Origin of the sequence: Kribbella sp. VKM Ac-2568, assembly GCF_004345365.1 — a bacterium.
GTDB lineage: Bacteria > Actinomycetota > Actinomycetes > Propionibacteriales > Kribbellaceae > Kribbella > Kribbella orskensis.
In genome coordinates this window covers 336,336-362,994 of record NZ_SLVF01000005.1, presented here as the reverse complement: position 1 = coordinate 362,994, position 26,659 = coordinate 336,336, and the positions used below count along the sequence as shown (strand labels likewise).

At 67.9% G+C, this 26,659-nt stretch carries 25 protein-coding genes; 14 read left to right on the top strand and 11 right to left on the bottom strand.

Features of this window, described 5'->3' with window-relative positions; genetic code table 11:
• Window positions 1-69: 69 nt before the first annotated feature.
• Both EV648_RS16265 and EV648_RS16260 read left to right on the top strand, forming a co-directional pair.
• Window positions 70-723 (top strand): TetR/AcrR family transcriptional regulator, encoded by a 654-nt coding sequence (locus EV648_RS16265; RefSeq protein WP_132292343.1) that lies wholly within the window; start codon window positions 70-72, stop codon window positions 721-723.
• 64 nt (window positions 724-787) lie between these two features.
• The gene (locus EV648_RS16260; RefSeq protein ID WP_241995249.1) at window positions 788-1,507 is read left to right on the top strand and encodes an alpha/beta hydrolase-fold protein; all 720 of its coding nucleotides are present in this window, start codon (window positions 788-790) and stop codon (window positions 1,505-1,507) included.
• Window positions 1,508-1,774: 267 nt separating this feature from the next.
• Here EV648_RS16260 and EV648_RS16255 read toward each other — a convergent pair whose 3' ends face one another.
• The 3 genes from EV648_RS16255 to EV648_RS16245 form a co-directional block, all read right to left on the bottom strand.
• Window positions 1,775-2,566 (bottom strand): CPBP family intramembrane glutamic endopeptidase, encoded by a 792-nt coding sequence (locus EV648_RS16255; protein ID WP_132291494.1) that lies wholly within the window; start codon window positions 2,564-2,566, stop codon window positions 1,775-1,777.
• Window positions 2,567-2,642: 76 nt separating this feature from the next.
• On the bottom strand, window positions 2,643-5,327 hold the full coding sequence (locus EV648_RS16250) for a LuxR C-terminal-related transcriptional regulator (RefSeq protein WP_158293995.1): 2,685 nt from the start codon (window positions 5,325-5,327) through the stop codon (window positions 2,643-2,645).
• Window positions 5,328-5,425: 98 nt separating this feature from the next.
• Complete coding sequence (locus EV648_RS16245) at window positions 5,426-6,691, bottom strand: MFS transporter (RefSeq protein WP_158293994.1); 1,266 nt, start codon at window positions 6,689-6,691, stop codon at window positions 5,426-5,428.
• A 369-nt stretch (window positions 6,692-7,060) separates the two neighbouring features.
• On the opposite strand from EV648_RS16245, the gene EV648_RS16240 reads away from it, so the two are divergent.
• Window positions 7,061-9,595: a LuxR C-terminal-related transcriptional regulator gene (locus tag EV648_RS16240; RefSeq protein ID WP_158293993.1), complete on the top strand. Its 2,535-nt coding sequence runs from the start codon at window positions 7,061-7,063 to the stop codon at window positions 9,593-9,595.
• Window positions 9,596-9,637: 42 nt separating this feature from the next.
• Here EV648_RS16240 and EV648_RS16235 read toward each other — a convergent pair whose 3' ends face one another.
• Window positions 9,638-9,868: a hypothetical protein gene (locus EV648_RS16235; protein WP_132291482.1), complete on the bottom strand. Its 231-nt coding sequence runs from the start codon at window positions 9,866-9,868 to the stop codon at window positions 9,638-9,640.
• Entirely contained in the window at window positions 9,865-10,107 is a 243-nt protein-coding gene (locus EV648_RS16230; RefSeq protein WP_132291479.1) for a hypothetical protein, read from the bottom strand. The genes EV648_RS16235 and EV648_RS16230 overlap by 4 nt, the downstream gene beginning before the upstream one ends.
• A 648-nt stretch (window positions 10,108-10,755) precedes the next feature.
• Here EV648_RS16230 and EV648_RS16225 point away from each other — a divergent pair.
• The gene (locus EV648_RS16225) at window positions 10,756-11,025 is read left to right on the top strand and encodes a hypothetical protein (protein ID WP_132291476.1); all 270 of its coding nucleotides are present in this window, start codon (window positions 10,756-10,758) and stop codon (window positions 11,023-11,025) included.
• A 39-nt stretch (window positions 11,026-11,064) separates the two neighbouring features.
• Here the strand turns inward: EV648_RS16225 and EV648_RS16220 are convergent, their stop codons facing one another.
• The 3 genes from EV648_RS16220 to EV648_RS16210 form a co-directional block, all read right to left on the bottom strand.
• A complete protein-coding gene (locus EV648_RS16220) occupies window positions 11,065-11,742 on the bottom strand; it encodes a cytidylate kinase family protein (protein WP_132291473.1) in 678 nt (225 codons plus the stop codon).
• Between the two features lie 83 nt (window positions 11,743-11,825).
• The gene (locus EV648_RS16215) at window positions 11,826-12,512 is read right to left on the bottom strand and encodes a hypothetical protein (RefSeq protein ID WP_132291470.1); all 687 of its coding nucleotides are present in this window, start codon (window positions 12,510-12,512) and stop codon (window positions 11,826-11,828) included.
• 181 nt (window positions 12,513-12,693) lie between these two features.
• On the bottom strand, window positions 12,694-13,707 hold the full coding sequence (locus EV648_RS16210; protein ID WP_241995246.1) for a sigma-70 family RNA polymerase sigma factor: 1,014 nt from the start codon (window positions 13,705-13,707) through the stop codon (window positions 12,694-12,696).
• A 149-nt stretch (window positions 13,708-13,856) separates the two neighbouring features.
• Between EV648_RS16210 and EV648_RS16205 the strand changes: the two genes are divergently transcribed.
• Window positions 13,857-14,429: a dihydrofolate reductase family protein gene (locus tag EV648_RS16205; protein WP_132291467.1), complete on the top strand. Its 573-nt coding sequence runs from the start codon at window positions 13,857-13,859 to the stop codon at window positions 14,427-14,429.
• 100 nt (window positions 14,430-14,529) lie between these two features.
• Here EV648_RS16205 and EV648_RS16200 read toward each other — a convergent pair whose 3' ends face one another.
• Window positions 14,530-15,531, bottom strand: coding sequence for a sigma-70 family RNA polymerase sigma factor (locus tag EV648_RS16200; RefSeq protein ID WP_199234642.1), 1,002 nt, complete (start codon window positions 15,529-15,531; stop codon window positions 14,530-14,532).
• A gap of 152 nt (window positions 15,532-15,683) precedes the next feature.
• On the opposite strand from EV648_RS16200, the gene EV648_RS16195 reads away from it, so the two are divergent.
• Entirely contained in the window at window positions 15,684-16,409 is a 726-nt protein-coding gene (locus EV648_RS16195) for an SDR family NAD(P)-dependent oxidoreductase (RefSeq protein ID WP_132291461.1), read from the top strand.
• A gap of 14 nt (window positions 16,410-16,423) precedes the next feature.
• Window positions 16,424-17,188: an SDR family oxidoreductase gene (locus EV648_RS16190; RefSeq protein WP_132291458.1), complete on the top strand. Its 765-nt coding sequence runs from the start codon at window positions 16,424-16,426 to the stop codon at window positions 17,186-17,188.
• Here the strand turns inward: EV648_RS16190 and EV648_RS16185 are convergent.
• Window positions 17,171-17,650, bottom strand: coding sequence for a hypothetical protein (locus tag EV648_RS16185; protein ID WP_132291455.1), 480 nt, complete (start codon window positions 17,648-17,650; stop codon window positions 17,171-17,173). The genes EV648_RS16190 and EV648_RS16185 overlap by 18 nt on opposite strands.
• Before the next feature lie 88 nt (window positions 17,651-17,738).
• On the opposite strand from EV648_RS16185, the gene EV648_RS16180 reads away from it, so the two are divergent.
• The 6 genes from EV648_RS16180 (at window position 17,739) to EV648_RS16160 (ending at window position 25,411) form a co-directional block, all read left to right on the top strand.
• The gene (locus tag EV648_RS16180) at window positions 17,739-18,362 is read left to right on the top strand and encodes a TetR/AcrR family transcriptional regulator (protein ID WP_132291452.1); all 624 of its coding nucleotides are present in this window, start codon (window positions 17,739-17,741) and stop codon (window positions 18,360-18,362) included.
• A gap of 73 nt (window positions 18,363-18,435) precedes the next feature.
• Window positions 18,436-18,813 carry a response regulator gene (locus tag EV648_RS44100; RefSeq protein WP_241995242.1) on the top strand — a complete coding sequence of 126 codons (378 nt, stop codon included), beginning with the start codon at window positions 18,436-18,438 and terminating at the stop codon, window positions 18,811-18,813.
• The gene (locus tag EV648_RS44095) at window positions 18,719-19,135 is read left to right on the top strand and encodes a response regulator transcription factor (protein WP_241995241.1); all 417 of its coding nucleotides are present in this window, start codon (window positions 18,719-18,721) and stop codon (window positions 19,133-19,135) included. Before EV648_RS44100 ends, EV648_RS44095 begins: the two co-directional genes overlap by 95 nt.
• A complete protein-coding gene (locus EV648_RS16170; RefSeq protein WP_132291449.1) occupies window positions 19,132-21,723 on the top strand; it encodes a DUF4153 domain-containing protein in 2,592 nt (863 codons plus the stop codon). The genes EV648_RS44095 and EV648_RS16170 overlap by 4 nt, the downstream gene beginning before the upstream one ends.
• Before the next feature lie 141 nt (window positions 21,724-21,864).
• Entirely contained in the window at window positions 21,865-23,637 is a 1,773-nt protein-coding gene (locus tag EV648_RS16165; protein ID WP_241995240.1) for an ABC transporter ATP-binding protein, read from the top strand.
• Window positions 23,621-25,411: an ABC transporter ATP-binding protein gene (locus tag EV648_RS16160; RefSeq protein ID WP_132291443.1), complete on the top strand. Its 1,791-nt coding sequence runs from the start codon at window positions 23,621-23,623 to the stop codon at window positions 25,409-25,411. Before EV648_RS16165 ends, EV648_RS16160 begins: the two co-directional genes overlap by 17 nt.
• 4 nt (window positions 25,412-25,415) lie before the next feature.
• Here the strand turns inward: EV648_RS16160 and EV648_RS16155 are convergent, their stop codons facing one another.
• On the bottom strand, window positions 25,416-26,102 hold the full coding sequence (locus EV648_RS16155; protein WP_199234641.1) for a metalloregulator ArsR/SmtB family transcription factor: 687 nt from the start codon (window positions 26,100-26,102) through the stop codon (window positions 25,416-25,418).
• Window positions 26,103-26,189: 87 nt separating this feature from the next.
• Here EV648_RS16155 and EV648_RS16150 point away from each other — a divergent pair, with 87 nt between their 5' ends.
• Window positions 26,190-26,621 (top strand): DoxX family membrane protein, encoded by a 432-nt coding sequence (locus tag EV648_RS16150; RefSeq protein ID WP_132291437.1) that lies wholly within the window; start codon window positions 26,190-26,192, stop codon window positions 26,619-26,621.
• Window positions 26,622-26,659 lie beyond the last annotated feature (38 nt).

Sequence of the window (26,659 nt, the reverse complement as noted above, 5' to 3'; positions counted from 1 at the left end):
TAGTGGACACTGTCCACATTAGCTCGGTTTAGTGGACGGTGTCCACATTGTTATCCTGACCGCGTGAGCATGGGCGAAGCGGCAGCAGAGGAAGCACCACGGTCGCGGCGACGACGCCCGCGTGGCGACGTACGCGCGGGCCTGGTCGCTGCCGGAGTCGAACTGGCTCGCACCGGGGGGCCTGACGCCGTGGTGCTTCGCGAAGCCACCCGTATGGTCGGCGTCGTTCCCAACGCTGCCTACCGGCACTTCGCCGACCGCGACGAGCTACTCGCCGAGGTCTGCGCTGCGGCGATGAAGGAGCTGGCCGACCGCATGGCCGCGGACATCGCTCGTGTCAGCGGCAAACGCGGCAACCCGGTCGCGGCTCGCCGCCGGCTGGGCTCGATCGGGTCGGCCTACCTGAAGTTCGCCCACGATGAACCCGGCCTGTTCGCAACTGCGTTCGCTGTGCCGCAGCAGCATGCTTACGCGGACCGCGGCGAGGCGAAGGGCGAATCGGATCGCACCCCTCTGGGGCTGTTGCGTGCCGCGTTGGACGAACTAATGGAAGCCGGCGTCCTCGATCCGCAACGACGCGAAGGCATCGAATACCCTATCTGGTCTGTCGTCCACGGAACCGCCGTGCTCACCGGCCAAGGCCCGCTCCGCGATGCCCCCGAAACCGAGCTCCGCCGGATCGAGGCCCTCACCCTGGCCTTCATAGGCAACAGCCTCACGTAGTCCAAACTCACAGATGCGGCCCGCTTCGCAAGGGTCACGACCATGAAAGGTCGAGGTGCGACCAATGGATGACCAAGCAGTCGTCGGCCCCGGTGGTGCCGGATCGGCGCCGGAACCAGCTCGTGCTGATCCGATAGCGGGAGAGCTCGTCACCGAGACGTTCGAGTACGACGGCGGCCGGCAGGTCACGGTGTACGTGCCGCCGGATCCGCCTGAGGCAGTCGTATTCGCCGGTGACGGCCAGCTGATCTCGCAGTGGGGCGGGTACCTCGAGGCGGCCGACGTACCGCCCACGATGATCGTCGGTGCCTACCGCACGGACGATGAGGATGAGATGGTGCGCATCCACGAGTACTCACCAACGTTCGACCAGGAACGGTTCGCGGCCCACGAGAGCTTCTTCGTCGAGGACGTCCGCAGCTGGGTGCGCTCGCGCTTCAGCGTCGCGTTGCCGGCCGAACGTACTGCGGTGTGCGGGGTGTCGGCGAGTGGAGAGCTCGCGCTCGCCATGGGGCTTCGGCATCCGGGCGTCTACGGCGCGGTCTTCTCCGCCTCGCCCGGCGGCGGCTACCGCCCGCCTGCCGTGATGCCAAGCCTTCTTCCGCGCACCTACCTCGTCGCCGGAACGCTGGAGCCGTGGTTCCTCGAGAACGCGACCCGGTGGGCGGACGCACTGCGAGATGCCGATGCGGACGTCGTGATGACCGAGCGGATCGGAAACCACGGCGACCCGTTCTGGCAAGCCGAGTTCCCGCTGATGGTGGCCTGGGCGTTTGGACGCTGAAGCCGTCGTCGGTCGCAACGAAAGGCGAGTGCTCAGAATGCGGTGGTTGGGGGTTCGGGTCCCCTCGTCGGCTCTAGCCAGGCAGTATGCCTCTGGGGTGATGAACTTCAGAGGCCCAACTCAAACTTACTCAACTGATTGCCGATATCAGCGTCCAGATTCGTCGCTGGTTCGGAGGAGTTTCGATGAGACTGAGTCGTGTCTTCTTCCAGCCGAGCCTGTCGACTGCGTCCTGCTGCGTGAATCCATCCCGCCCAGGTCGACGATTCAGTCGGTGGCTGCGGCTGGGGCTGGAGTTGGGGCCTCGATGTGGTGGCGGCGGACCAGGAGGAGGGCGGCCACGATGAGGTAGGCGAGGATCGCGGCGGCTGCTCCGGCGTACGGGTTCTGGTCGACGAGGACGACGGTGCCGGTGAGGATCGAGAAGTCGAAGAGGCCGTGCAGGATCGAGTTGACGGCGTTGGTGCCGGCGACCCGGCGGGTCAGGTAGAAGAAGTAGCCGGCGCAACTGACGGCGAGAGCCTGGGGGATCGCTTGTGCGCCGTGGGTGAGGGAGTTGGACAGGTGCACTGCGCCGAAGATGACGCTGGACCAGAACGCGACCTTGCCTTCGGTCAGGCCGTGCGACCGGAGAGTGGTGACGCCGATGCCGCGGAACATGCCTTCCTCGCCCCAGCCGACGAACTGGGTGGCGATGAACAGCGCGAGGACATATCCCGCGGTCTTGTCGCCGAGTGCGGCGTAGTCGATGGCGGCCAGACTGCACAAGGCGAAGATGATCGGCACTGCCCAGACCCATCGCCGTACTGGTCGATCGTCTCGGAGTACCGGGCGCCACCAGCCCAGTACGGCGACGACGGCGTAGGTGAAGACGAGGGCCGCTCCGAGCGGGATCCAGAGGTTGTAGATCACGCCTTCGGTTGTCGTGGCCGTATCGTCATGGTCGCCAACGTGTTCGACGAGGATCCCGCCGCCCTGGATGATCGCCAGGTACACGATGACGACGACCCCGAATCCCCAGTATGGCAACGACTTCCGGCCCCGCGGCTGATCTGCCATGCCAAACGGTAACAGCCGGCGGCGGACCAGTGAGGATGTTCTGGCCCAGCTGCCGGATGTCGTAGGTGTCCAGGCGTCAGCCGGGAATCAGGCTGAGATCACGGGCACGTCGCACGGCCTCGTTCCGGCGTGAGACCGCTAGTTTGCGAAGGATGTTGCGGACGTGCGAACGGACGGTGTTCACCGAGATGAACATCACCGTCGCGATCTCCTCAGTGGTCAGCAACTCGGACAAGTGACCGAGCACTTCCAGCTCCTTCACCGTGAGTGGCGCGAGATAGCCCTCGTCGCGCATCTCGTTGGTGCTACTTCCCGCCGGAGTGCTTCGCTGGGTGAGAACCTCGCGACCGGAGTCGACAACGGATCCGAGCAATGCCTTTTGATCGGACGGCGCTGCATCGGTTTCCAGGAATCGCCGGACGGCCGGAGGAGCCTCACGGAACGGCCGGCGCAGGTCCTCCGGGCCTGCAAGGCGCAGAGAGCGGTTGAGCGCGATCCTCGCCCGTCCTGGCTGTCGACGGTGCAGCTCGTAGGCGACTTCCAGCAGTCGCCCACCCACGAGGGTTTTAAGCGGGATCTCCTTGTCGTCGTGGTCCAGGATCGCGGACACCGACTTCTCCACGCCGACCCAGTCTTCCAGTTCCACCTGTGCGTGACCGAGGACCAGCGACCTGCTGGCCTCATCCCGGTCACTCGGCTGGTCGATCATTCGCACTGCGACCTCGGGTTCGCCCCGCACGACCTTGAGCATCGCCATTTCGAGCTGGAGGATCTCGCCCGGCCAGCCGGCCTTGCCTTGCGATCGAGTGCCGATCGTCTCGAGCAGGTCGATCGCCTGATCCTCTTCCCCGCGGGCGCGGAGCAGGCGGGCTTGAACGATGGCCGACGACGCCTGAATCACCGGGTCCTCGCTCACGTCGTACGAACGGAGTGCTGCTCTGAGGTGTTCGCGACTGGCACGGAGGTCGTAGCGTTCTGCGCTCACCAGGGCAAGAGCTATCTCTGCCGCCGGAGGCCAACCCACCGACGGGAGACCGGTCTGTTGGGCGACGGACCTCGACTGCGACGCCCAGTCCTGGGCACGACGAAGCTGACCTTGGTGAGATTCGATCAGGGCCAGATAGCCGAGGCACGACACCGTCAACGCGTCACATCCCGGTGCCCGCAGGCGGGCCGCCGACGCGAGGGACTCCCGCGCATCGTCGATCTTGCCGTCGCGCAGCAGCGCCATTCCCTTGCTGGCCTGGACGAGCGCGGTCAGCTCGGGGTGTGCGACGACCTTCTCGCGCTCCAGCCTGCCGAGCTCCTCTTGCGCCAGGTCGGCGTGGGCGACGGTCTCCGGATCGTCGAGCAGACCTGATCTGACGGTCTCGACGATGTCGGCTGACAGCTCGACAGCGCGACTGTGGGCCGACTCTGGTGCAGCTGTCTCGCCGATACGCCCCAGTTCCTCCGCGCAGCGATCGGTTTTGTGGTCAGCCAGCGCCAGCGCAGCCCTGACGACCGACGCGGCGGGATCTTTGACGTCGCGAGGCATCTTCCTGAGGTCGTCGTCCAGACCGCTAGGGTCGTTGCCCAGCAGAACCTTCCCGATGGCGAGGTCGTCGATGACGTACGCCGAAGCATCGCTCCAAGCCCCGACGGCTGCAGCCAGGCCCACGGCGGAGCGGAGGAATCCCTGCCGGGCATACCACTGAGCGGCCTTCTTGTGCAGGCGGACCTGGCCGCGGGGTGATCGATGGACGAGCTCGGCGCGCAGGAGGTCACGCAGGAGAGGGTGGTAGCGATACCAGCCAGGGTGATCCGACAGCGCCTCGACAAGCATGTTGCCCCGTGCCAGCGAGGCGAGCGTGCGTCCTGCCGACCGTCCGGCGAGCTCCTCGATCAGCCCGGGCTGAAGGACGTCGACGACGCTGGTGCGCAGCAGCAATGCCCGCACCCGCCCGGGCTGTGTCTGCAGCACCTCGGACATGAGGTATTCAGCGATGTTGCCAGTGTCGCCGGCCAGCTGGTCGACGGCCTCGTCCGGAGTGTGGCTCCGCTCGAGGAACATGCTCGCGAAGCGCAGACCCGCGGCCCAGCCTCTGGTGCGATGGGTGAGTGCACTGATCGAAGTCGCGCTCAGACTGATCCCCGACTGCCGCACCAGGCGCGACGTCTCCTCCTCGGTGAACGCGAGATCCGCCATCCGCACCTCGGTCATCATCTCGGCCAACCGATAGCGGTGCAGTGGGAGCACCGGGTCGACACGGGTCAGGAGCACGACCCGCAGGCGCTCACCAGTGTGTCGCAAGAGGAAGTCGATATCGTTCGACTCCTCCGTGGTTGCGAGCTCGTAGCCGTCGAGTACGAGGGTCACCGGATGGGTCTGCCCGGCGAGCGCACCGGCGAGCCTGGTGAGCATCCGGGAGTGTGCGCGCGGGGTGTCGTAGCGCGCGACCGGCAGGGCCACGCCTAGCTGGCGGAGCGATTCATGGACGTGCGGCCAGAACGCCGTGGCCGGCGTATCCCGCTCCTCGAAGGTGATCCACCCCGTGCCGCCGGGCGCTTGGCGCTTCGTCGCCCAAGAGGCGACCAATGCGGTCTTTCCACTGCCGGCGGGAGCGCTGACCAGGGTGAGCGGGAGCTCGGCACCGCGATCCAGCCGCGCCGTCAGTCGCCGGCGTTCGACGTACGCCCTCGGAGGCCCCGGGATCGCAAACCTCACCGCCAGCAGAGGGTCGTCCGCGTCCCCCTCGGCGACCCTCGCGGCAGATCGCATCGCATCCATCATCCCCACCAGACTTCCTCGTGGCGCCGTGGGATCTACCATCTCGCGGCGCTCGACCGACGGCATCACCCGATCCGGGTGTCGCTGGTTCAGGTGCCCCCCGAGGCCACGACCGGTGGGGAGTGCAGGGCCGCGGTGAGTCCGGCCGCGCTGAGGCCGAGCAAGTAGAGGGGGACGCAGACGGAGAATCCGTGCTCGGTCAGCAGGCTGGCGACGACGGGGGCCGTGCCGCCGATCAGCGCCGTCGCCAAGCCGTACGTCAGCGCGATGCCGCTCGCACGGACGGTGACGGGGAACCGCTCCGCGATGTGCGCGGAGATCACCAGCGTGCCGAGAAGGATCCCGATCGCAAGGTCGGCCACGAGCAGTCGAAGCATCGAGCCCTGGAGCACCAGCTCGTACAGAGGCACTGCGAGCAGGCACAGGAGCGAGGTGCCGGCCACCAGTAACGGGCGTCTCCCGATCCGGTCGGACAGTAGCCCCAACAGCGGTGCCGCTACTGCGGCCGCCGCCAGCCCAGCTACCGCGCAGGCCAAGGCCACGGGCAGGTCGTGGATGTCCTCCGCGACGAGATGCGACGGCAGGAACACGAACCAGATGTTGAATGTGCCGGAGAGAACGCTCACCAGGGCGAAGCCCGTCCAGACAGCCGGAGCGTGCTCGCGCCAGGCGGTCTGGATGGTCGCCGCGCTCCTGTCTGCACTCCTGCCGGCCTGCTCGAACGGGGTCGTCTCGCGAAGGCGTAAGCGGATGTAGAGGCCGGCCAGACCCAGTGGAAGAGCGACGAGAAACGGGATCCGCCATCCCCAACGCTCGAGATCGGCCGTCGACAGCGTGGCCGAGACGACCGCGGCGGCCGTCAGGCCTGCGGTGAACCCCAGCGCGATGGTCGCCGTGTGCCAGCCTCCGTAGTAGCCCCAACGACGCGGAGGTGACGATTCGAGCAGGTAGGCGATGGATACGCTGATCTCGCCTCCGGACGCGAATCCCTGCACCAGGCGGAGGACCACGAGGCACATCGGTGCCAGGACTCCGACCGCTGACCAGGGTGGCAGCAGCCCGATCGCAGCGGTGGCGCCGGCCATCAGCAGGATCGTGGCGGCCAGCAGGCGGCGTCGCCCGACCTGGTCCGCACGCATTCCGACCAGCAATGCACCGACCGGTCGCGCCAGGAAGGACGTCGCGAACACGGCGAAGATCGCGGTCAGCCCGCCGTCTCCGGGGCCCGGCCGTAGCAGGACGGCGACGAGGACCGACGCGAGTGCCCCGTAGACCGCGAAGTCGTACCACTCGATGGCGTTGGCGATGCAGGTCGCGATGATCGGCCGACCGCCACCTCTGACTCGGAAGGTCACGCCATCATCGTGAACCGAGCCGCCCGAAGCGGCCTGGCCCGTTACGGGTGGTATTCGGTGGACCTCACGTAACATGTGTACCGATCTGGCTGATCCTGGGGCGTGCGGTCCGGCCTAACTGTGCGGGACTGGCGATCGGCAGCAGCACCCGCGACCCGACCTGTCTGGCGACAGCAGCTCGAGCAGGGAGCGGGCGGTCGACAGGGTCGGGGGGATATGGCAATCGGTGCGGCAGGACGTCTACCGCTGCGTCCGGAGGCGGCTGACTTCGAGTTGCTGGCGACGAAGCTGGCACGACCACGAGTGCCGTCCTCGTATGTCGCCCGCCCACAGATCAATCGCTTGCTGGATGCCGGAACCTGCAGGCCGATGACGGTCGTGAGCGCCGGCGCGGGCTGGGGGAAGACGCTGGCAACGGCTTCCTGGGCGGCCTCCGGACCTACTGCCGGCCCAGTGGTCTGGTTCTCCTTGGACGAGAGCGACAACAATCCAGTGGCGTTCTGGACCTATCTGGTGACGGCCATCCGCAGCGCGGTGCTGATTCCCCGCGGCAACCCACTGGCCGAGCTGGCGCCGGGACTCGGCAGCGAGGACGAGCACTTCCGCCTGCTCCGCGCGGGCCTGACCGGGCTGCGCGCGCCGGTCGTCATCGTTCTCGACGACTTCCAGGTCCTTCATGAACCGGTCGTGCTCTCGCGCCTGTCCGAGCTGCTGCGGCACCCGCCGCCCCAGTTGCGGCTGGTGCTCCTGACACGGGCAGATCCCGCCCTGCCCCTGCACCGGCTCAGGATGACGGAAGATCTCGCCGAGATCCGATCCCCGGATCTCGCGTTCAGCGTCGCCGAGGCGTCCTCGCTGCTTGCCGCGGAGGGTGTCCTGGTAGCTCCCCACGAGGCCCAGTTACTCGTCGACCGCACCGAAGGGTGGCCGGCCGGGCTGCGGTTGGCCGCGTTCTTCCTCAACGGGCTGGAGCCAGGCCGGACCCCGGCGGACTTCGCCGGCGACGACCAAGCGGTTTCCGACTACCTGGCCGCGGAGGTGTTCGAGAGCCAGCCACCTGAGCTGCGGAGGTTCCTGCTGCGGACCTCCGTCGCGGAGCGGCTGAACAGCGGACTGGCCGAGGTGTTGTCCGACGAGCCTCGCGGTCTGCAGTTCCTGGAGATGCTCGAGAAATCCAACGCTTTCGTGGTCGGCCTCGGCCCGGATCGGCAGTGGTACCGGTACCACCCGATGCTTCGCGAGATGCTGCACCATCGGCTGGCGGTCGACGAACCGGAGCGCCTGCCCGGCCTGCACCGGCGCGCGGCCCTCTGGTTCGCTGAGAACGGACACCCGCTGGAGGCGCTGCGGCAAGCTGCCGAGGCGGCCGACTGGCAGCTGCTGGGCCGTCTGTTCGTCAGGCAAGCCATGCATTTGCTGGTTTCGTCCGAACGGACGGAGCTTGACGCCATCCTGGCTCGCATCCCCAGCCACCTCTTCGCTGACGGCCCGGAGATGGCGCTGTGCGCCGCTGGGCGCCTGATGTTCGCCGGCCGTCACGAAGACATGCAACGGCAGATCGACTTCGCTCAGGCGCGATTGGACACAACCAGTCCGGAGTCACGGACCCCCACGTACATCGCGATCCGGATGCTTTCGCTGCCTCCCGCACGGGCACGTGGCGACATCGCGGCCGTGGTGTCGGCCGCCTCGGACGCCTGCGACGCGCTCGCCGGGCCGGGTCTGTCTATACCGGCCGCGGACCAGTACCGGGCCGTCGCGCTGGGAAACCTTGGTACTGCGTTGCTCTGGTCCGGTCGCCTGGCCGACGCCGAAGCGTGTCTGCTGGATGGCCTTCGCGTTGCCGAAGCGACCCGTTTGGACGTTGCCCGGATCAACGTACTGGCGCATCTCGGGCTGCTTGCCGCTTCATCAGGTCGCCTGCAGCAGGCCTTCGGGTTCGCCGCTCAGGCAGTCGCGGTCGTCGAAGCTCGCGGCTGGGCGCCGATGCCACAGGCGGCGACCGCATACCTGGCCCTGGCCATGGTCCACTTCCAGTGGAACAACCTCGACGACGCCCGCAGATTGCTGGGCGAGGGTCGGAGGGCTTCGGCGGAAGTCGCTTCCACGTACGCGATCGGCCTTGCACAAGCTCGACTGGACGCCTCTGTCGGCAGAGTGGACGCCGCACGAGAGGAGTTGTCCCGCCTGAGGAACGAGTTCGCCGAGTGGGCGCCGCCGGTCTTCATCGCACGATGGCTCGCGATCACCGAGGCCGAGATCGACCTCGCGGCCGGTGACCCGGGCACCGCCCTGACCAGGTTCGGGTCTCCCGCCGGCCGGACGACGCCGTTCGCTCGCGAGCAGGTCTGCCTTGCGCGAGCGTTTCTGGCCCGCGGAGCGCCACACCGGGCCGAGGAGATTCTCGCGCGCCTTCGTGACGAGTCGGTCGAGCGCAGTGCCGTCGTCGAGGTGTGGCTCCTGACGACCTTGGTGGCCGGCCGGTTGCGTGAAGACAATCGCGCCGCGGAGGCGCTCGGCCGCGCGCTGGAGGCCGCTCGACCGGAGGGGATCCGAAGACCGTTCCTCGTCCTGGACCCCGAGCAGCTACCTCGTCTGTTGACCTGGCTGGAGCACTCGGGGCCAGATCTCACCGACTTCGCGGACGAACTCCTGGTCGACATGGGCCTCCTCAGGTCACCCGGCGCACCAGCCGGCGTACCGGCCGAACCGCTGACCGACCGTGAATTGATTGTTCTCCGGTACCTGCCGACGATGATGACGAACGCGGAGATCGCGTCGGAGCTGTACGTATCTGTCAACACGGTGAAGGCACATCTCAAGCGGATCCATCGGAAGCTCGACGTCGGCACCCGTCGGCAGGCCGTCCACCGGGCCCGCGAACTCGGACTCCTGGCCGAGTAGTCAGCCGATTCCGTCGCGCACCCAGGTCGACGCTGCCCCTCGCTAGGCCGGCGGGCTGACCCGATAGAGGTCCTGGACGAATACCCCCGCAGATTCGAAGAGGCCGACCAGATCCACCAGATCCAGGTCGCGGTCAGGAGGGACCTGCATCCGGATGACCGTGCACGCCTCGATCGCGGCGAATCGCTGTCCGGGGAACGCGGCGCGCAACAACGGACCCATCGGGCCGGCGACGGTGAACTCGTACGCCGTACCGCACCGGTGCTCGATCATGGTGACTCCTCGCCCTGTGGCTCGTCGTCTTCGGGTGAGGCCACCGATCGCACTTCCACGAGGTCGAGACCGAGTGCACGCAGGCGCTGCAAGAACCCGTGCAACGCAGCCTGATCGATGAACCTGCCGGTCAGCACTGTCCTCAGCTCCAGTTCCACGGCTGTGACGTCGCCGAGCTGGGCGAGAAGCCCGGCCGACACCGGGCCGACAATGCGGATCTCGTAGGTTGTCAGTGCCATCTGCGCCTCCCTCCGGTGTCGTCCTCCACGAGTCATGAAGCGAATCTCGCGGCACCGTGTGGTTTTCGTTGCCACCATCGGACCGTTGGTTCGCGGATCTGTCGTCATCCCTGACGTATGACCGCAGACTTGTCAGTCACGGGGCGCTCGACGATCCAGGTCGTCGAATCGTCGTAGGCGATCGAGACCGGTCAGGTGCAGCCATCCACCGACCTCATCCAGGCGGTCCCCGTGGTCGGCGAGTATGACGCCGAAGGTGGCGCCGAGCGGTCAGCTGATAGCTCGTGAGTGTGGTCGGCGGGCATGGCCACGGGCCGACCACGCCGGAGGAACAGAACGAGGATCACCAGCATCCACAGTGGCGAATCATCCGTGCCGGGTGATGCGACTGGGCCCGGGCCCGTAGGTCGGGATCTGCGTGCAGCTGCAGTCAGATTGGCGTCGCGATCGCCCGATCCGAGCAGCGCTCGTCCGTACGTCGCGGCGCCGACCGCCGGTTGACGTCCGAATGCCGGGCAATCGAAGACGGCGCGACCTCGATATGTCCAGCAGGCCCGGTTCGAGCCCGGCAATTCACCCCACCGGGATGAAGCCGCGTGACGTCGTCCTTGCGACCGTCGACGCACACGTTGGGACGGAGTGGGTTCGATGGAGGATGCGACGTACGAGCTGCGCGTGGCGGGCGCCGTACCGGAGCAAGACCTTCGAGATCTGGGCGCCGTGACACTGGCGGTCGATCAGGTGAACACCATCGTCTACGGCATCCCGGATCAGTCGGCCCTCTATGGCCTGCTGTCACGACTCCGGGCCCTGAACATCGAAGTCGTCGAGATTCGCCGAGTACCAGATGCGACGACGTCGGCATCGACCGAATGGGTCGCCGTCGAGCCTGGAGAGGGAGACGACGGGAGCGAGTGAATGCCACGAGAGGGTAGTTGCCAGTTCCTGTGTATCTGATCAGCGTGGTCGGGCCTCCCAGGCCGGCTCGTGGGGCTCGTCGTTGTGCACGATGATGTCGGCGTGAGCGGTCGGGCGGGTCGTGTCGAAGTAGAACTGCTGGGAGGGTATGTAGCGGCTGCGGTAGCGTCGCTCGACCTCGGTGGCGGGTCTAAACGGGGTCTGGTCTCGGGTCCGGGCGCGATCCAGGGTCTTCTCGAAAGCGGCGGACACGAAGATGCGCAGGTCCCACCGGTCAATCAGCTCCGGGCGCAGGAGGAACACGCCGTCGAAGAGCAGCACGGCGTCGGCGGGTGCCGTCTTGACCGGCTGGGACAGTGCGGTGTCCGTGACCCTGTCGTAGACCGCCTGCTGGAACCTTCGGTCTCCGGCCGGGCCCAGCGGATCGAGCAGAACCCGGTGCAGCGCGTCGAAGTCGAAGCTGTCGTGATAGCAGCCTTCGGCAGAGTCCTCGCCGCGCCGATAGCGCTGTGACCGGGGGGTGAGGAAGTCTTCGATCGTCGCGCGGATGACTTCGCGGCCTTGCGCGCGCAGGACGACGGCGAGCTCGTCAGCCAGCGTGGTCTTGCCGGCGGCGGGCGGTCCGTCGACGGCGACCCGCGTCGGGTGTGCGATCGTGACGGATCCGACCGCCTCCGCCAGGCGACTGAGCAGCTCGTCGCGGGTGCCGTTGCCCATATTCTGCCGCCGTCCCTGCGTCGTGTACGTCGCGTCGAGTGCACCCTATGCCGGTCTCGAGGTGTGCCAGGTAGCTGAGCCGGTCAGTCCGCCGGAGACGGGAAGTGTGCCATGACGGGGGGTCTGGCGAAGGTCCGCCTGGCGGCCTCGATCGTGGCCGCCAGGTACGCCAGACCACTGATCGTGCCGACGATGACGACCACGGTCGGCCCCGCCCCAGCGGCGTTCGAGATCAGGGACCCGAGCGTGCCCGCGACCATCGTGTTGACGATGTTCACGAACATCGTCGTGCTGCCCAGGCTGTGGCTCATGGCTGGGCGGGTTCCCATGGTGTAGGTCCTCATCACTCCGGCCTGGTCGTCGTGCCACGACGTGACGAAGTAGTCCGCCAGCGTCGGGTCCATCTCGAGATAGGCAGCGCGCAGCCGGTTCATCCCGATGACGAGCACCGTGTCGTCCACGCTCGCGTTGTGCACCCGGATGGCGGTGAGCGTGCCGAGCACCAGCACCGCCGAGCTCAGGCCGATCGAGAGGACCTTGAAGGCGGTGCCGAACCCGGACGCCTGCGTCACCAGGGCGATCACCACCAGCGATGCGGAGGCGACCGTGAGGTGGATGGAGATCCGGCTCATCACCTCCGACCAGACTGTGCCTCGGGTCCCGAGCAGGCTCCAGTGCTCGGTAGCGAGCAGAGATGCCCGGACTGCCTGCGGCACGGCCGCGGGCGCGGGGGTCGGTTCCGCCGGAGGTTGGCTCCCGGATGACGACATGGTCTCTCCTCGGGACAGGGACGGTCCGGTTCGGACGTCCTGTCATTATCAGCCGGTCTCGCGGTGGAACGTCAGGGCGACCGGCATCGAGGTTCTCGTCGGTGCGATCGTCGCGGCGCCGAGCGGCGGCCTCGCCTTTCGGCTGGACGTGGTACCTGGCGGGCGAGGTCTGATCAGCTGGTCAGCGAGGGAGTGATCGGGGTAGGCCGAAGGATGGGAGCGCGGTGTTTTCGAAGCGGGTCAGGGCGCAGATGTGGTTGCCTGCGAGGGTGAGGACGTAGAGGCCGGTGCCGTGGCGGATGCCGGTGGGAGTGCGCAGGTAGGCGCCGAACGCCGGCTGGCCGTTGGCTCGCGTCGGCACGAGGTCGAATCTGCGGCCTGCGCCGAAGAGGGTGGCGCAGAAGTGGGCTACGACGTCTCGGCCCTCGTATTCGAGGGGCAGTGGTGGCATGGACATGAAGACGTCGTCGGTCAGCAGGTCCACCAGCGCGTCGATATCGGCGGACTGCCACGCGCTGACGAACTTCGCCACGATCGCATCCTCGGTGGTCGAGTCGGCGGCGGGAGGCGGTTCGCGGTCGGCGGCCGTCGACCGTCGGCGTTCGAGGCCGGCGCGCGCCCGTTTGAGGGCGCTCTTGACCGAATCGACGGTCGTGTCCAACATGTCGGCCACCTCGTTCGCGTGGAATCCGAGGACGTCGCGCAGGATGAGTACGGCGAGCTGGCGAGGCGGCAGTACCTGCAGGGCGGTCACGAAGGCCAAAGAGATGGATTCGGTCTGCTCATAGCGGGCCTCCGGGCCGAGCGGCAGATTGATCGCACCGTCGAAGAGGGCGTCGGGGTACGGCTCGAGCCAGACGACTTCGCCGAGCCGGGTCGGTTCGGGCGGTTCGACCCCGGGGATGTCCCACTCCTTGGCCGGGCGTCGGCTGGCCGAGCGAAGTGCGCTGAGGCACCGGTTGGTGGCGATCCGGTAGAGCCAGGTCCGGAGCGACGCGCGGCCGTCGAACCCGCCGAGACCCCGCCAGGCGCCCAACAGGGTGTCCTGGAGGGCATCCTCGGCGTCCTGGAACGATCCGAGCATCCGGTAGCAGTGCACTTGTAGCTCGCGGCGGTGCGGCTCGGTCAGCGCCCGGAACGCCTCGCCGTCCCCGGCCCGCGCCCTGCTGATCAGGTCGGCTCTCACCAACTCCACTCTCGCCACCTCTCTCTGCGCTTTGTCGCCCTTCCATCCTGTATGGACGCCGGCCGAGTGCCGAAGGGGTCGATTGACCAGAGCCCCCTTTCCCGATGTCGCGGTGTCTAGATCAGTGGTAGCCGACAACGCCAACAAAGGAGATCGAGATGGGAAAGATCGTCGTCAGCGTGAACGTCACGCTCGATGGGGTCGTCCAGGACCCGACCGGTGACGAGGGCTTCAAACAAGGCGGCTGGTTCGACTTCGAACGGGCCGGGGAAGAGTGGGCCAAGACCGAGTACGCCGAGGCGCTGGGCGCCGAGGCCCTGCTGCTGGGTCGGCGGAGCTACGAGTGGTTCGCCCCCCGGTGGGCAACCCGGACTGGAGAGTGGGCGGACAGATTGAGGAACCTGCCCAAGTACGTCGTGTCCTCGACGCTCGAAGATCCTGACTGGAACAACTCGACGGTCCTGAAGGGGGAGCCGCTGGATGAGGTCTCGAAGCTGAAGCAGGAACTGGCCGGGGACATCGTCGTCTACGCCAGCGGTCAGCTCGCGCGCACCCTGATGGATCACGACCTCGTCGACGAACTGCGGCTGATGGTCTACCCGGTCGTGCTCGGGGCCGGCGAGCGCCTCTTCGGCGAGATCGGTGACACGAAATCCACGCGGCTGGTCGATACCCAGGCCGTCGGTGACGCCCTCGTCCTGCTCACCTACGAGGTCGTCCGGGACGCCTGACGACCGCGCCCTCCACCCTTCGCGCCCCACCACGCGCGAAGGGTGGAGGCTCGTCGCGTCTGGCCAGTACCGAGGTGGAGCGCGCCGAGTGAGCTCACGGTCAGCCGGGGAGCGATCGGGGGAGGCCGAACCAGGGGAGGGCGCTGTTGTCGAAGCGGGTGGCAGCGCTGACCTGGTCGCCAGTGAGCGTGAGGACGAGGAGGCCCGTCCCGCGGCGGACGCCATCGATGGAGGTTCGTAGGTAGGTGCCGAAGGCCGGCTGGCCGTTCGCCCGCGTCGGCACGAGGTCGTACAGGCGATCCGGACGCATGACGCTGGTGTAGAAGCCGTGCACGGCATCGCGGCCGTAGTACTCGAGGGGAACGGGCGGCATCGAGACGCGGACGTCCTCGGTGAGCAAGGCGACCAGCGCGTTGACATTGCCGGACTGGTACGCGCGGACGAACTTCTCCACGAGCGCCTGCTCGGCGGGTGAGTCGGGAGCGGGGGGCTGCTCGCCTGTCGGCGGCAGGCGGCGCTGCAGACCCACGCGGGCCCGTTTGAGCGCACTGTTGACCGACTCGACCGACGAGTCGAGCATGTCTGCCACCTCGCTCGCGTGGTATCCGAGAACCTCGCGCAGGATGAGTACGGCGCGCTGGCGAGCGGGTAGGACCTGCAGTGCGGTCACGAAGGCCAGGGAGATCGCTTCAGTCTGTTCGTAGCGTGTCTCCGGTCCGGGCGGTCCGTCGATCGCACCCTCGAGTAGGGCGTCGGGATAGGGCTCGAGCCAGACGACCTCCGAGAGTCCGGTCGGCTCAGGTGGCTGAATTTCGGGCGCGTCCCACTCCTTGGCCTGGCGTCGCTTGGCGGAGCGAAGCGCGTTGATGCACCGGTTGGTGGCGATCCGGTACAGCCAGGTGCGGATCGAGGCGCGTCCCTCGAATCCTGCGAGACCTTGCCAGGCAGCCAGCAGCGTGTCCTGGAGGACATCCTCCGCGTCCTGGAAGGATCCGAGCATCCGATAGCAGTGCACCTGGAGCTCCCGGTGGTACGGCTCGGTCAGCTCCCGGAACGCGCTGCCGTCTCCGGCCCGCGCCCTCGTGATCAGGTTTGTCGTCACCACTCCACCCTCGCGTCATGTAGCTCACTCCTGGCCGGTCTCCAGTATTGACACCGGCCGGGCCGAGAACTGGGCGGAGTGCGCGCGCCCAGTTTCTCGAGATCGCGATGTCTGCATTTTCGACAGGTCGGAAGCGCTAGCTAGGGGTATGCATGACATTCGCAGACAGATCAGTTCTGGTGACCGGGGCCAATCGCGGTATCGGGCAGGCGTTGGTCGAGGAAGCCTTGAGGAGAGGGGCGAAGCGGGTCTATGCCGGGACGCGTCCACCTCTCGCCCATCCGGACGAGCGCGTCACGCCGCTGACCTTGGACGTGACCGATGCCGCGCAGATCCAGGCGGCTGTGGAGAGTGTCGCGTCTCTCGATGTCCTCATCAACAATGCCGGTGTGGGGCTCTACGCGGACCTCAGCGATCGCGCCGCCCTCGAGCAGCACCTCGCCGTCAACCTTTTCGGCAGCTATGACACGACCCAGGCCTTCCTGCCGCTGCTGACTCGTTCCCGGGGAACCATCGTCAACGTGCTGTCGCTGGCGGCCTTGGCGCCCGTGCCGCTCGATCCGACGTACTCGATCTCCAAGGCCGCGGCGTTCTCCCTCACACAGTCGCTGCGCGCCGCCTTGGCCGGACGAGGCGTGGCGGTACATGCCGTCCTGTCCGGCCCCGTCGACACCGATATGGGCCCGAGGATCGATATCCCGAAGGCCTCGGTGGAGTCCGTCGCGCTAGCCATCCTCGACGCCGTGGAGAACGGGGACGAGGAGATCTTCCCCGATCCCCTGTCGGCCTCCATGGCGGAAGGTTGGCGCGACAGTGCGTCCAAGGCGCTCGAACGCCAGATGGCGGCGTTCGTACAAGCAGAGCCGATCAGCTCATGAGCGCGGGAGGAATCATGAGCGACCTGTCTGGCAGGACAACGATCGTCGTCGGTGCGAGCCGTGGCCTGGGCCGCGGGATTGCAACGGCCTTCGCCGAGGCCGGCGCCCCGGTGGTCGCGGTCGCCCGTACTGCGGCGGCGTTGGCCGAGCTGGCCACCACCACCACCACCACCGTCGGCACCATCCAGCCGGAGGTCGCCGACGCCGGTGACGCCACCGTGGCCGCCGACCTTCTCGATCGCTACGAGCCGGAGGTCGTCATTCTGGTGGCCGGCGCCGGCCCGCACATGCGTCCGCTGCACCAGCAGACGTGGGAGACGTTCTCGGTCAACTGGCACACCGATGTCCGGATCGCGTTCCACTGGCTGCGGGAGGCTTTGCTCGCGCCGCTGCGGCCCGGGACCAGGGTGGTCGTGGTCAGCAGCGGTGCGGCGATCAACCGCAACGGTTCGCCGCTCAGTGGTGGGTACGCCGGTGCGAAGGCCACGCAGCGATTCATCACGGGGTACGCCCGAGACGAGTCGCGCCGTGCCGGGCTGGACATCACCGTCACCGCGGTGATGCCGACGATGACGCCGTACGGAGACGTAGGCAGGCGGGGGATTCGGGCGTACGCGGGTCGCAGCGGCCAGAGCGATGAGGAGTACCTGAAGGAACTAGGGGACCTGCTGACACCCGAGATCGCCGGATCCGCCCTGGTCGACCTGGTGCGCGCAGACCCGGCGACCACCGCTCCGGAGTACCTGCTCACCGCTGCCGGGCTACAGAACCTGCCCTGAATCCTGGCGGAGGAGGAGCGCGGTCGCGAGGATGCCCGGGACCGCCGGCAGGATCGCCAGGACGCCCCAGAGTGGGGGGAAGATCCGTGCGTCGTACTCGGAAGAAACGAGGAGGAGTACGGCGAGGCCTGCGGTGACCGCGGCGACGATCACGGCCAGGACCGCCGCCGCCCGGCGGCGTGAGCGCGCGACGCGCAGTACGAATAGCCACAACAAGGCATTGACGGTGGCGACGGCGTACACGAGGCCGTAGAGCAGGCTCGCGGACGGCTGCTTGCCGGACGACGCGTACACGGCATCGGCGTGATCGCTGAGGGTGTGGCCGCCGGTCTGGTCGACGATCGCCGCCACCGCGAGGACAACCGACAAGGCGACCGCCACCAGGACGGCGTACCCGGCCGAGCGCCGGCCAGCGGTCGCCGCCGTCGGGCCGACCGGGTTTTCAGATAGTGACTGTCTCATGCAAGTGACTGTACGAACGACTCGCGCGGCAAGTCAAAGGGTTTGAGGAAGTCACTTGCTGAAGAGTGTGGCTGTCTATAATCGGCGAATGGCATCCGGTCTACGGGAACGCTGGCGAGTCAAAGCCAGGCACACCATCCAGGAGCGGGCACTCGACCTGTTCGACGAGCGAGGGTTCGACGCGGTCACGATCGAGGAGATCGCCGCCGCGGCGGAGGTGTCGCCGTCGTCGGTCTACCGGTACTTCGGAACCAAGGAAGGGCTCCTGGTCGCCGACGAGTTCGACAGCATGAGCCAGGAGGCGCTGGACGAGATCCTGGATCTGGATGATCCCGTCGGCAGCCTGCTGCGGATCGTGCGCGAGTACGAATCAACGGCGGAGCAAACACCCGAGCCCGAGGAAGGGCCACGCGGCTCGCAGAGGGAGAAGAGCCCTTGGCGCCGGGTGCGCTACTTCTTCCAAGAGCCGTCGGTGCGGATGGCCGCCTGCGCGGCGCTCGACAGGGCGAGTCAGCGGATCGCCCCGATGATGGCCGGCCGCGGCGAGCTGACCGAGACCCAGGCGCGCGTCGCGGCGAACGCGCTCGTGTTCGGCTACTTCGCCGCGCTCGAGCAGTGGTACCTCGACGGTGGCGTGCGCCCGATCGCCGAGTACGTCGAGGACGGCATGGCGCCACTACGCACGATCTGGTCGAGCCCCACCGTCGGCTGACCGACCACAACCTGCACAGAACCTTCACGAGTTGGGCGCTCTTTCTGACCAGGGTGGCTCCTAGGGTCGGGCTATGTCAGTCAGCGGAGTAGGCCGCAGGATCCTTGTGGTTGAGGACGAGCCGGTGATCAACCAGGCGGTGACCGACCGGCTGCGCGGTTCGGGGTACGAGGTTGTTCAGGCCTGGGACGGGCCGGGTGCCGTCGCACGGTTCGCCGAGACCGCGCCGGATCTGGTTCTGCTGGACGTGATGCTTCCCGGGTTCGACGGGCATGAGGTGTGCCGGCAGATCCAAGCCGGGCGACCGGTGCCCGTGCTGATGCTGACCGCGCGCGACGACCGAGGCGGACATCCTGGTGGGATTGGGCGTCGGCGCCGACGACTACCTCACGAAGCCCTTCCGGATGCGGGAACTGGTGGCCCGGGTCGCCGCCCTTCTCCGACGGGTTGACCGGGCAGCTGAACTGGCTGTCCGGTCACCCACCGAGCTGGGCGACCTGCGGGTCGACGCGGCCGCTCGCCGAGCCTGGGTCGACGACACCGAGGTCCACCTGACGCCTACCGAGTTCGACCTGCTGCTCTGTCTCGCCGCCAGCCCGGGCGTCGTGCTGACCCGGGAGAATCTGTACGCCGAGGTCTGGGGCTGGCCGGGTGCCTCCGGGACCCGAACGGTCGACAGCCACGTGAAGGCGCTGCGAGCCAAGATCGGCGCGGACCGGGTGCGGACGGTACATGGCGTCGGCTACGCCCTCGAGCCCGGGAGTACGGCGTGAGTAGCCCGCTGCTGGACCAGGTCACGTCGGTCAAGGTCAAGCTCGGTTTGCTCGTCGCTGTCAGCGTCACTGTGGCTTCGATCCTCGCGGCGGTTGGCGCGGTCGGCACTGTGCCCTTGTGGCTGAGCATTCCGGTCACGGTGGCCCTGGCCCTAGGCGTGACCCAGTTGCTGGCGGTCGGTATGACCTCGCCGCTGCGCGAGATGACCGCCGCAGCACGGGGGATGGCGCGCGGCGATTACTCCGCCCGGGTCACGGCGAGCTCGAGCGACGAGGTGGGAGAGCTCGCCAGGGCCTTCAACCGGATGGCCGAGGACCTGGCTGCCGTCGACCGCCAGCGCCGCGAGTTGGTGGCGAACGTGAGTCACGAGCTTCGTACTCCACTCGCCGCCCTCTGCGCGGTGCTCGAGAACCTCGTCGACGGAGTCGCCGAGCCGGATCCGGTGACCCTGCGAACGGCGCTCGATCAGGCAGAGCGGCTGTCCGCCCTTGCCTCCGACCTGCTCGACCTCGCCCGCGTGGATGCGGGTGAAGTCCGGCTGTCCACCACGCAGGTGCCCGTCCTGGAGTTGCTGGAGCGCGCCGTCGCCGAAGCGCAAGTGAGCAGTCGCGAGGTGCAGTACGACGTACTGGTCACGCCGCCGGACCTCACTGTCCCGGCAGACCCGGCCCGGCTCCACCAGTTGATCGGCAACCTGCTCGACAACGCTTCCCGGCACAGTCCGGCCGGTGGGGTCGTGCGGATCACCGCCGAGTCCACGAGCACCGGTTGGCGGCTGGAGGTCGCCGACGAGGGGCCGGGGATCCCGGCCGCCGACCGGGACCGCGTCTTCGAGCGGTTCGGGACGCTGGCGGAGGCCGACGGTGGCGGCGGCACCGGCCTCGGCCTCGCGATCGCCCGCTGGGTCACCGACCTCCACGGCGGCGCCATCCACTTCGTCGACCCCACGCCGCGCAGTACCGGTGCCCGGGTCCGCGTCGACCTGCCGCGCGAACCACTGCAACCCACTCCCGTCACCAGGAAGGCACAGGAGCAACTCATGACGAAGCCGGTCGACAGTCCCACACCATCCGGACGGTCCACACCCGCCGTACCGCCGAAGCCCGCCGTACCGCCCGCGCCCGCTGTGGCACGGGTGCCGGAGTCGGGCATGGACATGATGTTCGGCAAGTTCTGGCGCGAGGCCGGCCTGTCCGGCAACCTGCGTGCTGTCCTGTACTGCTTGGGGGTCGGCCTGCTGGCCGGCATCGTCCTGCCGTACCGCGACCTCGGCCTCGGCACGTTCGTAGTACTGCTGGCGGCGGGCGGAGTGATCCTCGGATTCAGCGTGAACCGCCGGTCCCGCTTCACCCTGGCCTGTGCCGCGCTCTGCCTGCTCCTGGCCGTGACCGTTGTCGTCCGGGACGCGGAGTGGATCGTGGTGTTGTGCCTGTTGGCGGGTGGCGCGGTCTGCATGGCCGGCTTGGCGAACGGTCGCACGCTGCCTGCCTTCGTGCTCGCCGGGATCGCTTGGCCGCTCGCGGGGCTGCGGGGGCTTCCGTGGTTGGGTCGCTCCGCTCAGGCTGTCAAGGGTTTGCGAGCAAGTGCGGCCGCGCTGCGCACGGTCCTGTGGTCGCTCTTGGGGTTGCTCGTCTTCGGAGTGCTGTTCGCCTCGGCCGACGCGCTCTTCGCCGAGTGGGCGGGCGCGATCGTCCCGGACATCGAACTCGATTCGTTCGTACTGCGGGCCTTCATCACCGTCGCGGTGGGAGGTGTCGTGCTGGCGGCGACGTACCTCGGCCTGAACCCGCCCGACGTCGAGACCGGGTCCGGCCCGACGAGGCCGGTCGCCCGCCGGTACGAGTGGCTTGCGCCGGTGCTGATCGTGGACGCCGTCTTCCTGGTCTTCCTGGCAGCACAGGCCACTGCCAACTTCGGTGGGCACGACTACCTCGAGCGGATCACGGGGCTCACCTACGCGGAGTACGTCCACCAGGGCTTCGGTCAGTTGACTGTGGCTACAGCGCTCACGCTGCTCGTGGTGTGGGCAGCCGCTCGCAAGGCGCCGCGTACGACGGCCGCGGATCTCGCCTGGCTGCGTGGGTCGCTCGGTCTGCTCTGCGTGCTGACCTTGGTCGTGGTCGCCTCCGCGCTCTACCGGATGCACCTCTACCAAGAGGCGTACGGATTCACTCAACTTCGCCTTCTGGTCGATGTGTTCGAAGGCTGGCTGGGACTGCTCGTCCTCGGTGTGATGGCGGCGGGCGTGACGCTCAAAGCCGGCTGGCTGCCCCGCGCCGCGCTACTCAGTGGGGCCGGTTTCCTCTTCCTGCTGGCCGCGATCAATCCGGATGCTTGGATCGCGCAGCGCAACCTGGACAGGTATGAGACGAGCGGCGAGGTCGACTGGGAGTACCTGCAGGGGCTCTCGGCAGACGCAGTACCGGTCCTGGCCACCCTCCCGGCCGACGTGGCCGGCTGCGCGCTGACGGGCCACGAGCCCAGTGACGACGACTGGCTGGAATGGAACTTCGGCCGCCACCGCGCCGAGCCGCTGATCCGCTCCCACCCCACGGCCACCAACTGTGTCAGCAAGCCGGCCGGCTGATTTAGTTGCCAGCAGCATTCACTGTGAGGTCTCGTTCCCGAAACTCGGATGCTTTTGTCGGTGGTCGCCGTTACGGTCGATCGGGTGCTGACTCTCCTTCGGTACGCGTTTCGTGCTTCACCTGGTAGCACCGTTCTGACGATGGGCCTCGCTGTGCTCGGCTCCGTGCTGGGGATGGCGGTCACGTTGCTCACCGGCCAGGTTGTCGGGGCTGTTCCAGGTGTGATCGACGATGCCCCCGGAGCCATGTCGCTCACCGGGTTCAGCTGGCTGCTGGGGGCGCTGCTGCTCGTGTTCGTCCTGGAGAGCCTCACGCCCGCGATCCACCAGGTGGCGTCGCTGATCATGGACGCGGCGCTCGTTCGGCAGATCGGTACCGGCATCACCGAGCCGTTGCTCCAGCCGAGCGGAATCGCGCACCTCGAGGACACCGTGGTGCTGGACGTGCAGGAGCGGGCGAAGGGCAAGGGCGGGTTCCATCTCGCGCAAGGCTTGGGGAATCTGCCCTGGCTGCTCGCCAGCCGGGTCACGCTGGTCGGCTCCGCGGTCATCGTCGGTGTGATGTTCTCCTGGCCGGTCGCCGCGATGCTGGTCGCGGTGACGTTGCTGCTGGAGTGGTACGGCGGCCGCCTCATCGAGCGCGAGATCGATGTCTGGTGGGGCAACACCGAGGAGCAGCGGCGGGCCGACTACCTGTTCGACCTGGGCATGCGCGACGCACCGAAGGAGCTTCGCGTCTTCGGACTGCACGACTGGCTGGTGCAGCGGTACATCCGGGAGTGGACCACGGGCTTCCGCCCGGTCTGGAACCGGCGCCGCAAGAACGTGAAGTGGTCCATCCTCACCGGCGGCCTGCATCTGGCTGCGAACGGGCTCGCGATCCTGCTCGTCGGCCGGGCTGCGCTGGCCGGCGAACTGCCACTCACGGAGGTCGCGACCACCGTTCCGGCGATCCTCGCCATCGGTGTGTCGATGAACGGGTACGGCGTCGTCCAGGTGCGGCGCGGGTTGTCGGCGTACCGTGCGATGGAGAAGCTGCCCGGCACGATCTCGGAGCGCCACCCCGAGCCGGTCGCGACGAGCAGGCACCGGGTGGAGACCATGCCGGCGCGCGAGGTCCGGTTCGAGAACGTCAGCTTCCGGTACCCCGGCTCCGACGTCGACGTGCTCCGCGACCTCGACCTGACGATCCGCGCGCACGAAGCGCTCGCGCTTGTCGGCGTCAACGGGGCGGGCAAGTCCACGCTGGTGAAACTGCTCGCCGGCGCGTACCAGCCGACCGAGGGCCGGATCACCGTCGACGGCGTGGACCTCTCCGAGCTCGACCAGGCCGCCTGGCAACGGCGCATCGCCGCGATCGTGCAGGACTTCCTGCGCTTCCCCTTGTCGGTGACCGACAACGTCGTGTTCGGCGCGGTCGAACGAGCCGACGACCAGGTCGCGCTGGCCAAGGTCGCGCGGGAGTCCGGTATCGACCAGGTCGTGCGCCGCCTGCCGGCCGCTTGGGACACGGTGCTCGACAAGACCTTCGACGGCGGCGTCGACCTGTCCGGCGGTGAGTGGCAACGAGTCGCGCTGGCGCGAGCGCTGTTCGCCGTACATGCCGGGGCTGGTGTGCTCGTGCTGGACGAGCCGGCGGCGGCGCTTGACGTGCGTGCAGAGGCTGAGCTGGTCGAGCGATACCTCGAGCTGACGTCGGGGGTGGCGTCCTTGATCATCTCCCACCGGTTCTCGGTGGTCCGCAACGCCGACCGGATCTGCGTGCTCGCCGACGGGCGGATCACGGAGGACGGTACGCACGAACAGCTGCTGGACAAGGGCGGAACGTACGCGACCATGTTCCGCCTCCAGGCCGAGCGGTACGTGACGTCCGAGGCCCGGGGACGCCCTGAGGGCGATGCCTTCGATGCGTAACCTCCGGATCTCCTGGCTGTGGCTGACCACGTCATTCCGTGCGGCCCCGTTGCTGATGACGATCTCGGCGGTCCTCGTCGCGGCGCGCGCGATCACGGCGCCGGCCCAGACATACGGCGTCAGCCTGCTCATCGAAGGGCTCGCGAGCGACAAGTCGAGCACGATCGCGCTGGGCATCGGCATCATCGTCGGTGGTCTGGCGGTTGCGTTCGTCGCCGACGTCATCGGCTGGCCACTGCAGGACACCGCGCAGGAGCGCATGGCCGGCCGCGTGCACGCCGATCTGCTGGACGTGACGACGGGCATTCCAGGGCTCACGCATCACGAGCGGCCAGACGTCGCGGACCGGCTGGAGCTGGTCCGCGAACGCGCTTGGCGGATGGGCGTCGGCGCCGAGGTACTGCTGTGGGCGTTCGCGACGGTGGCCAACACGGTGACCGTGCTCGGGTTGCTCGGGTCCGTGAATCCGCTGCTGCTGTTGCTGCCGTTGCTCGGTGCGACGCGGATCTGGTCGGCGTACGTGAGCAGCACGCGGCAGCACAAAGCCTGGGAGGACTCGATGCCGCAGGAGCGGCTGGTCGACCGGCTGATCGAGGTGGCGAAGGACGCGCGGACGGGGCTGGAGCTGCGGGTCTTCGGGCTCGGGCAGGTATTGCTGGACAGGATCTTCTCGTTGCAGACAGACCGGTACCGGCGCCGGGTCGAGGCGGCTCGCTGGGGTGGCAAAGTCGACGGGTCGGTGCGACTGGCGTTCGGCCTCGCGTACGCCGCGGCCATCGTTTGGGTGATCGCGCGCGCTCGCAACGGGCAGCAGACCGCCGGCGACGTAGTACTCGTGCTGTTGCTGGCACCGCAGGTGGATCAGATGACGGGTGGGATCGCGCGCAACGTCTACTGGATAGGCGAGGTGGTACGGAGCTTCAGCCGCTACGACTGGTTGCGGGAGTACGCGAAGGACAACGCGTGGCAGACGAGCGTCGAGCCGGCGCCGGCGCGGATCACGTCCGGCATCGAGCTACGCAATGTCGGATTCTCCTACCCTGGCACGGATTCCGCCGTACTCAGCGATGTCAACCTCGTCCTGCCTGCGGGCTCGGCCGTCGCGTTGGTGGGCGAGAACGGCGCCGGCAAGACGACGTTGGTCAAGCTGCTCGCGCGGATGTACGACCCGACGACCGGACGCGTCCTCGTCGACGGCGTGGACCTCGCGACGATCTCACCGGACGCCTGGCGGTCGCAGCTCTCGGCGGGGTTCCAGGACTTCGTCAAGTTCGAGCTGACGGCGCGTGAGGTCGTCGGGATCGGCGACGTCGAACGGGAGTCCGACGAGGCGGCGGTGCGCTCCGCGATCTCGCGGGGTGACGCGGAGTCTGTGGTCGCCGGACTGCCGCGCGGGCTGAACACGCAGCTGGGCAAGAAGTTCACCGATGGTGTCGAGCTGTCCGGCGGCCAGTGGCAGCGGCTCGCGTTGGCACGAGCATTCATGCGCGAACGCCCACTGCTGTTGCTGCTCGACGAGCCGACCGCAGCGCTGGACCCGGAAGCCGAGCACCGCTTGTACGAGCAGTACGCCGCAGCCGCCAGGATTGCCGCGGCCGAGACCGGCGGCGTAACCGTCCTGGTCTCACACCGCTTCTCGACCGTACGCATGGCCGACCTCATCGTGGTGATGCACAACGGCCGCGTGGAAGAGGTAGGCAGCCACGAAGACCTCCTCGCAGCAGACGCCCGCTACGCAGAACTCTTCAACCTCCAGGCGCGCGCCTACCGCTGATGTCTCAGCCAGGCGCCGGCGTTGGCTCTAGGCGGACGCAGCAGGTGTCGGGTGTCGGCTTGAGGTGAGCCTGTAGGTGGGTAGTGCCCAGGCCTGTCAGCAGGCCGTCGAGGAGGCAGAGGTTCATCTCGCAGACCAGGTCGGTGTGGTCCTGGGCCAGCGCGTGGAAGGGGCAGTTGCCGAGGACGATCGCGTTCTCGTCGGTGCGCGGCTCGAAGCCTTGTTCCTCGAGGACGCGCATCACGTCGGGGCCGTCTGCCTCTTCCCGGGCGGCCTGGGCGAGTTCGTTACCGAGTTGGCGGGCGCGGCGGTCGAGAGCCGCTCGCGGGGATTCACCGGTGGCTACCGCGTCTTCGATGGCTGTCGCCAGCAGGCCTCCGGCCAGGTCGTAGCGGTGCTCCGGTAGCGACACGGCGACGTGCTGGGCGGCGCGACGGTACAGCTTCGACGGCCGTCCTGCACCGGGGCCGGATCGGCCGTTGCGTCGTTCGTAGACGACCTCGAGCAGACCCTCGTCGGCCAGTTTGTCGAGATGGAACGCCGCGGTGGTGCGGGGCAGACCCAAGGCGGTGGCGGCCTCGTCCCGGGTCACCGGATCCACCCGCCGTACGACGTGGTCGTACAGCCGGCGCCGCGTCGGCTCCTCCAACGCGGCGACGGCCAGGATCCGAGCCTCCCGGGAGTCGTCCACGAGTTCCACTCTAAAGCCAACTCCCATTGACGAAAAGCCTGGACCGCTTCTAAAGTCAAAACACATCTACTTTAGAAGGAGAAGCTCATGACCACCCACCAGCCGACCACCCGGTTAGTCGACCGCGAAGCGCTGTCGGATCCTGGCTACCAGGCGTTCCTGTTGTTGCGCACCGTGTTCACCGTGGCGCCGGTCCTGTTCGGGCTGGACAAGTTCGCGAACCTGTTGACCGACTGGCCGCAGTACCTGGCGCCGTGGATCAACGACATCGTTCCGGGGTCCGGCCAGGACGCGATGTACGTGATCGGCGTCGTCGAGATCGTCGCCGGCGTGGCCGTCGCCCTGATCCCGCGGTACGGCGCGCTGATCGTCGCCGCCTGGCTCGCGGGCATCATCGTCAACCTCCTGACGATCCCGGACTTCTACGACGTCGCGCTGCGCGACTTCGGTCTCCTGGTCGGCGCCTTGGCGCTGTCCCGGCTCGCCGCCAAGTACGCACCGGCCCGGCACAGCTCCTGAGCAGCAGGCACGGGCCCCTGAGATTTCCGTACTGGAAA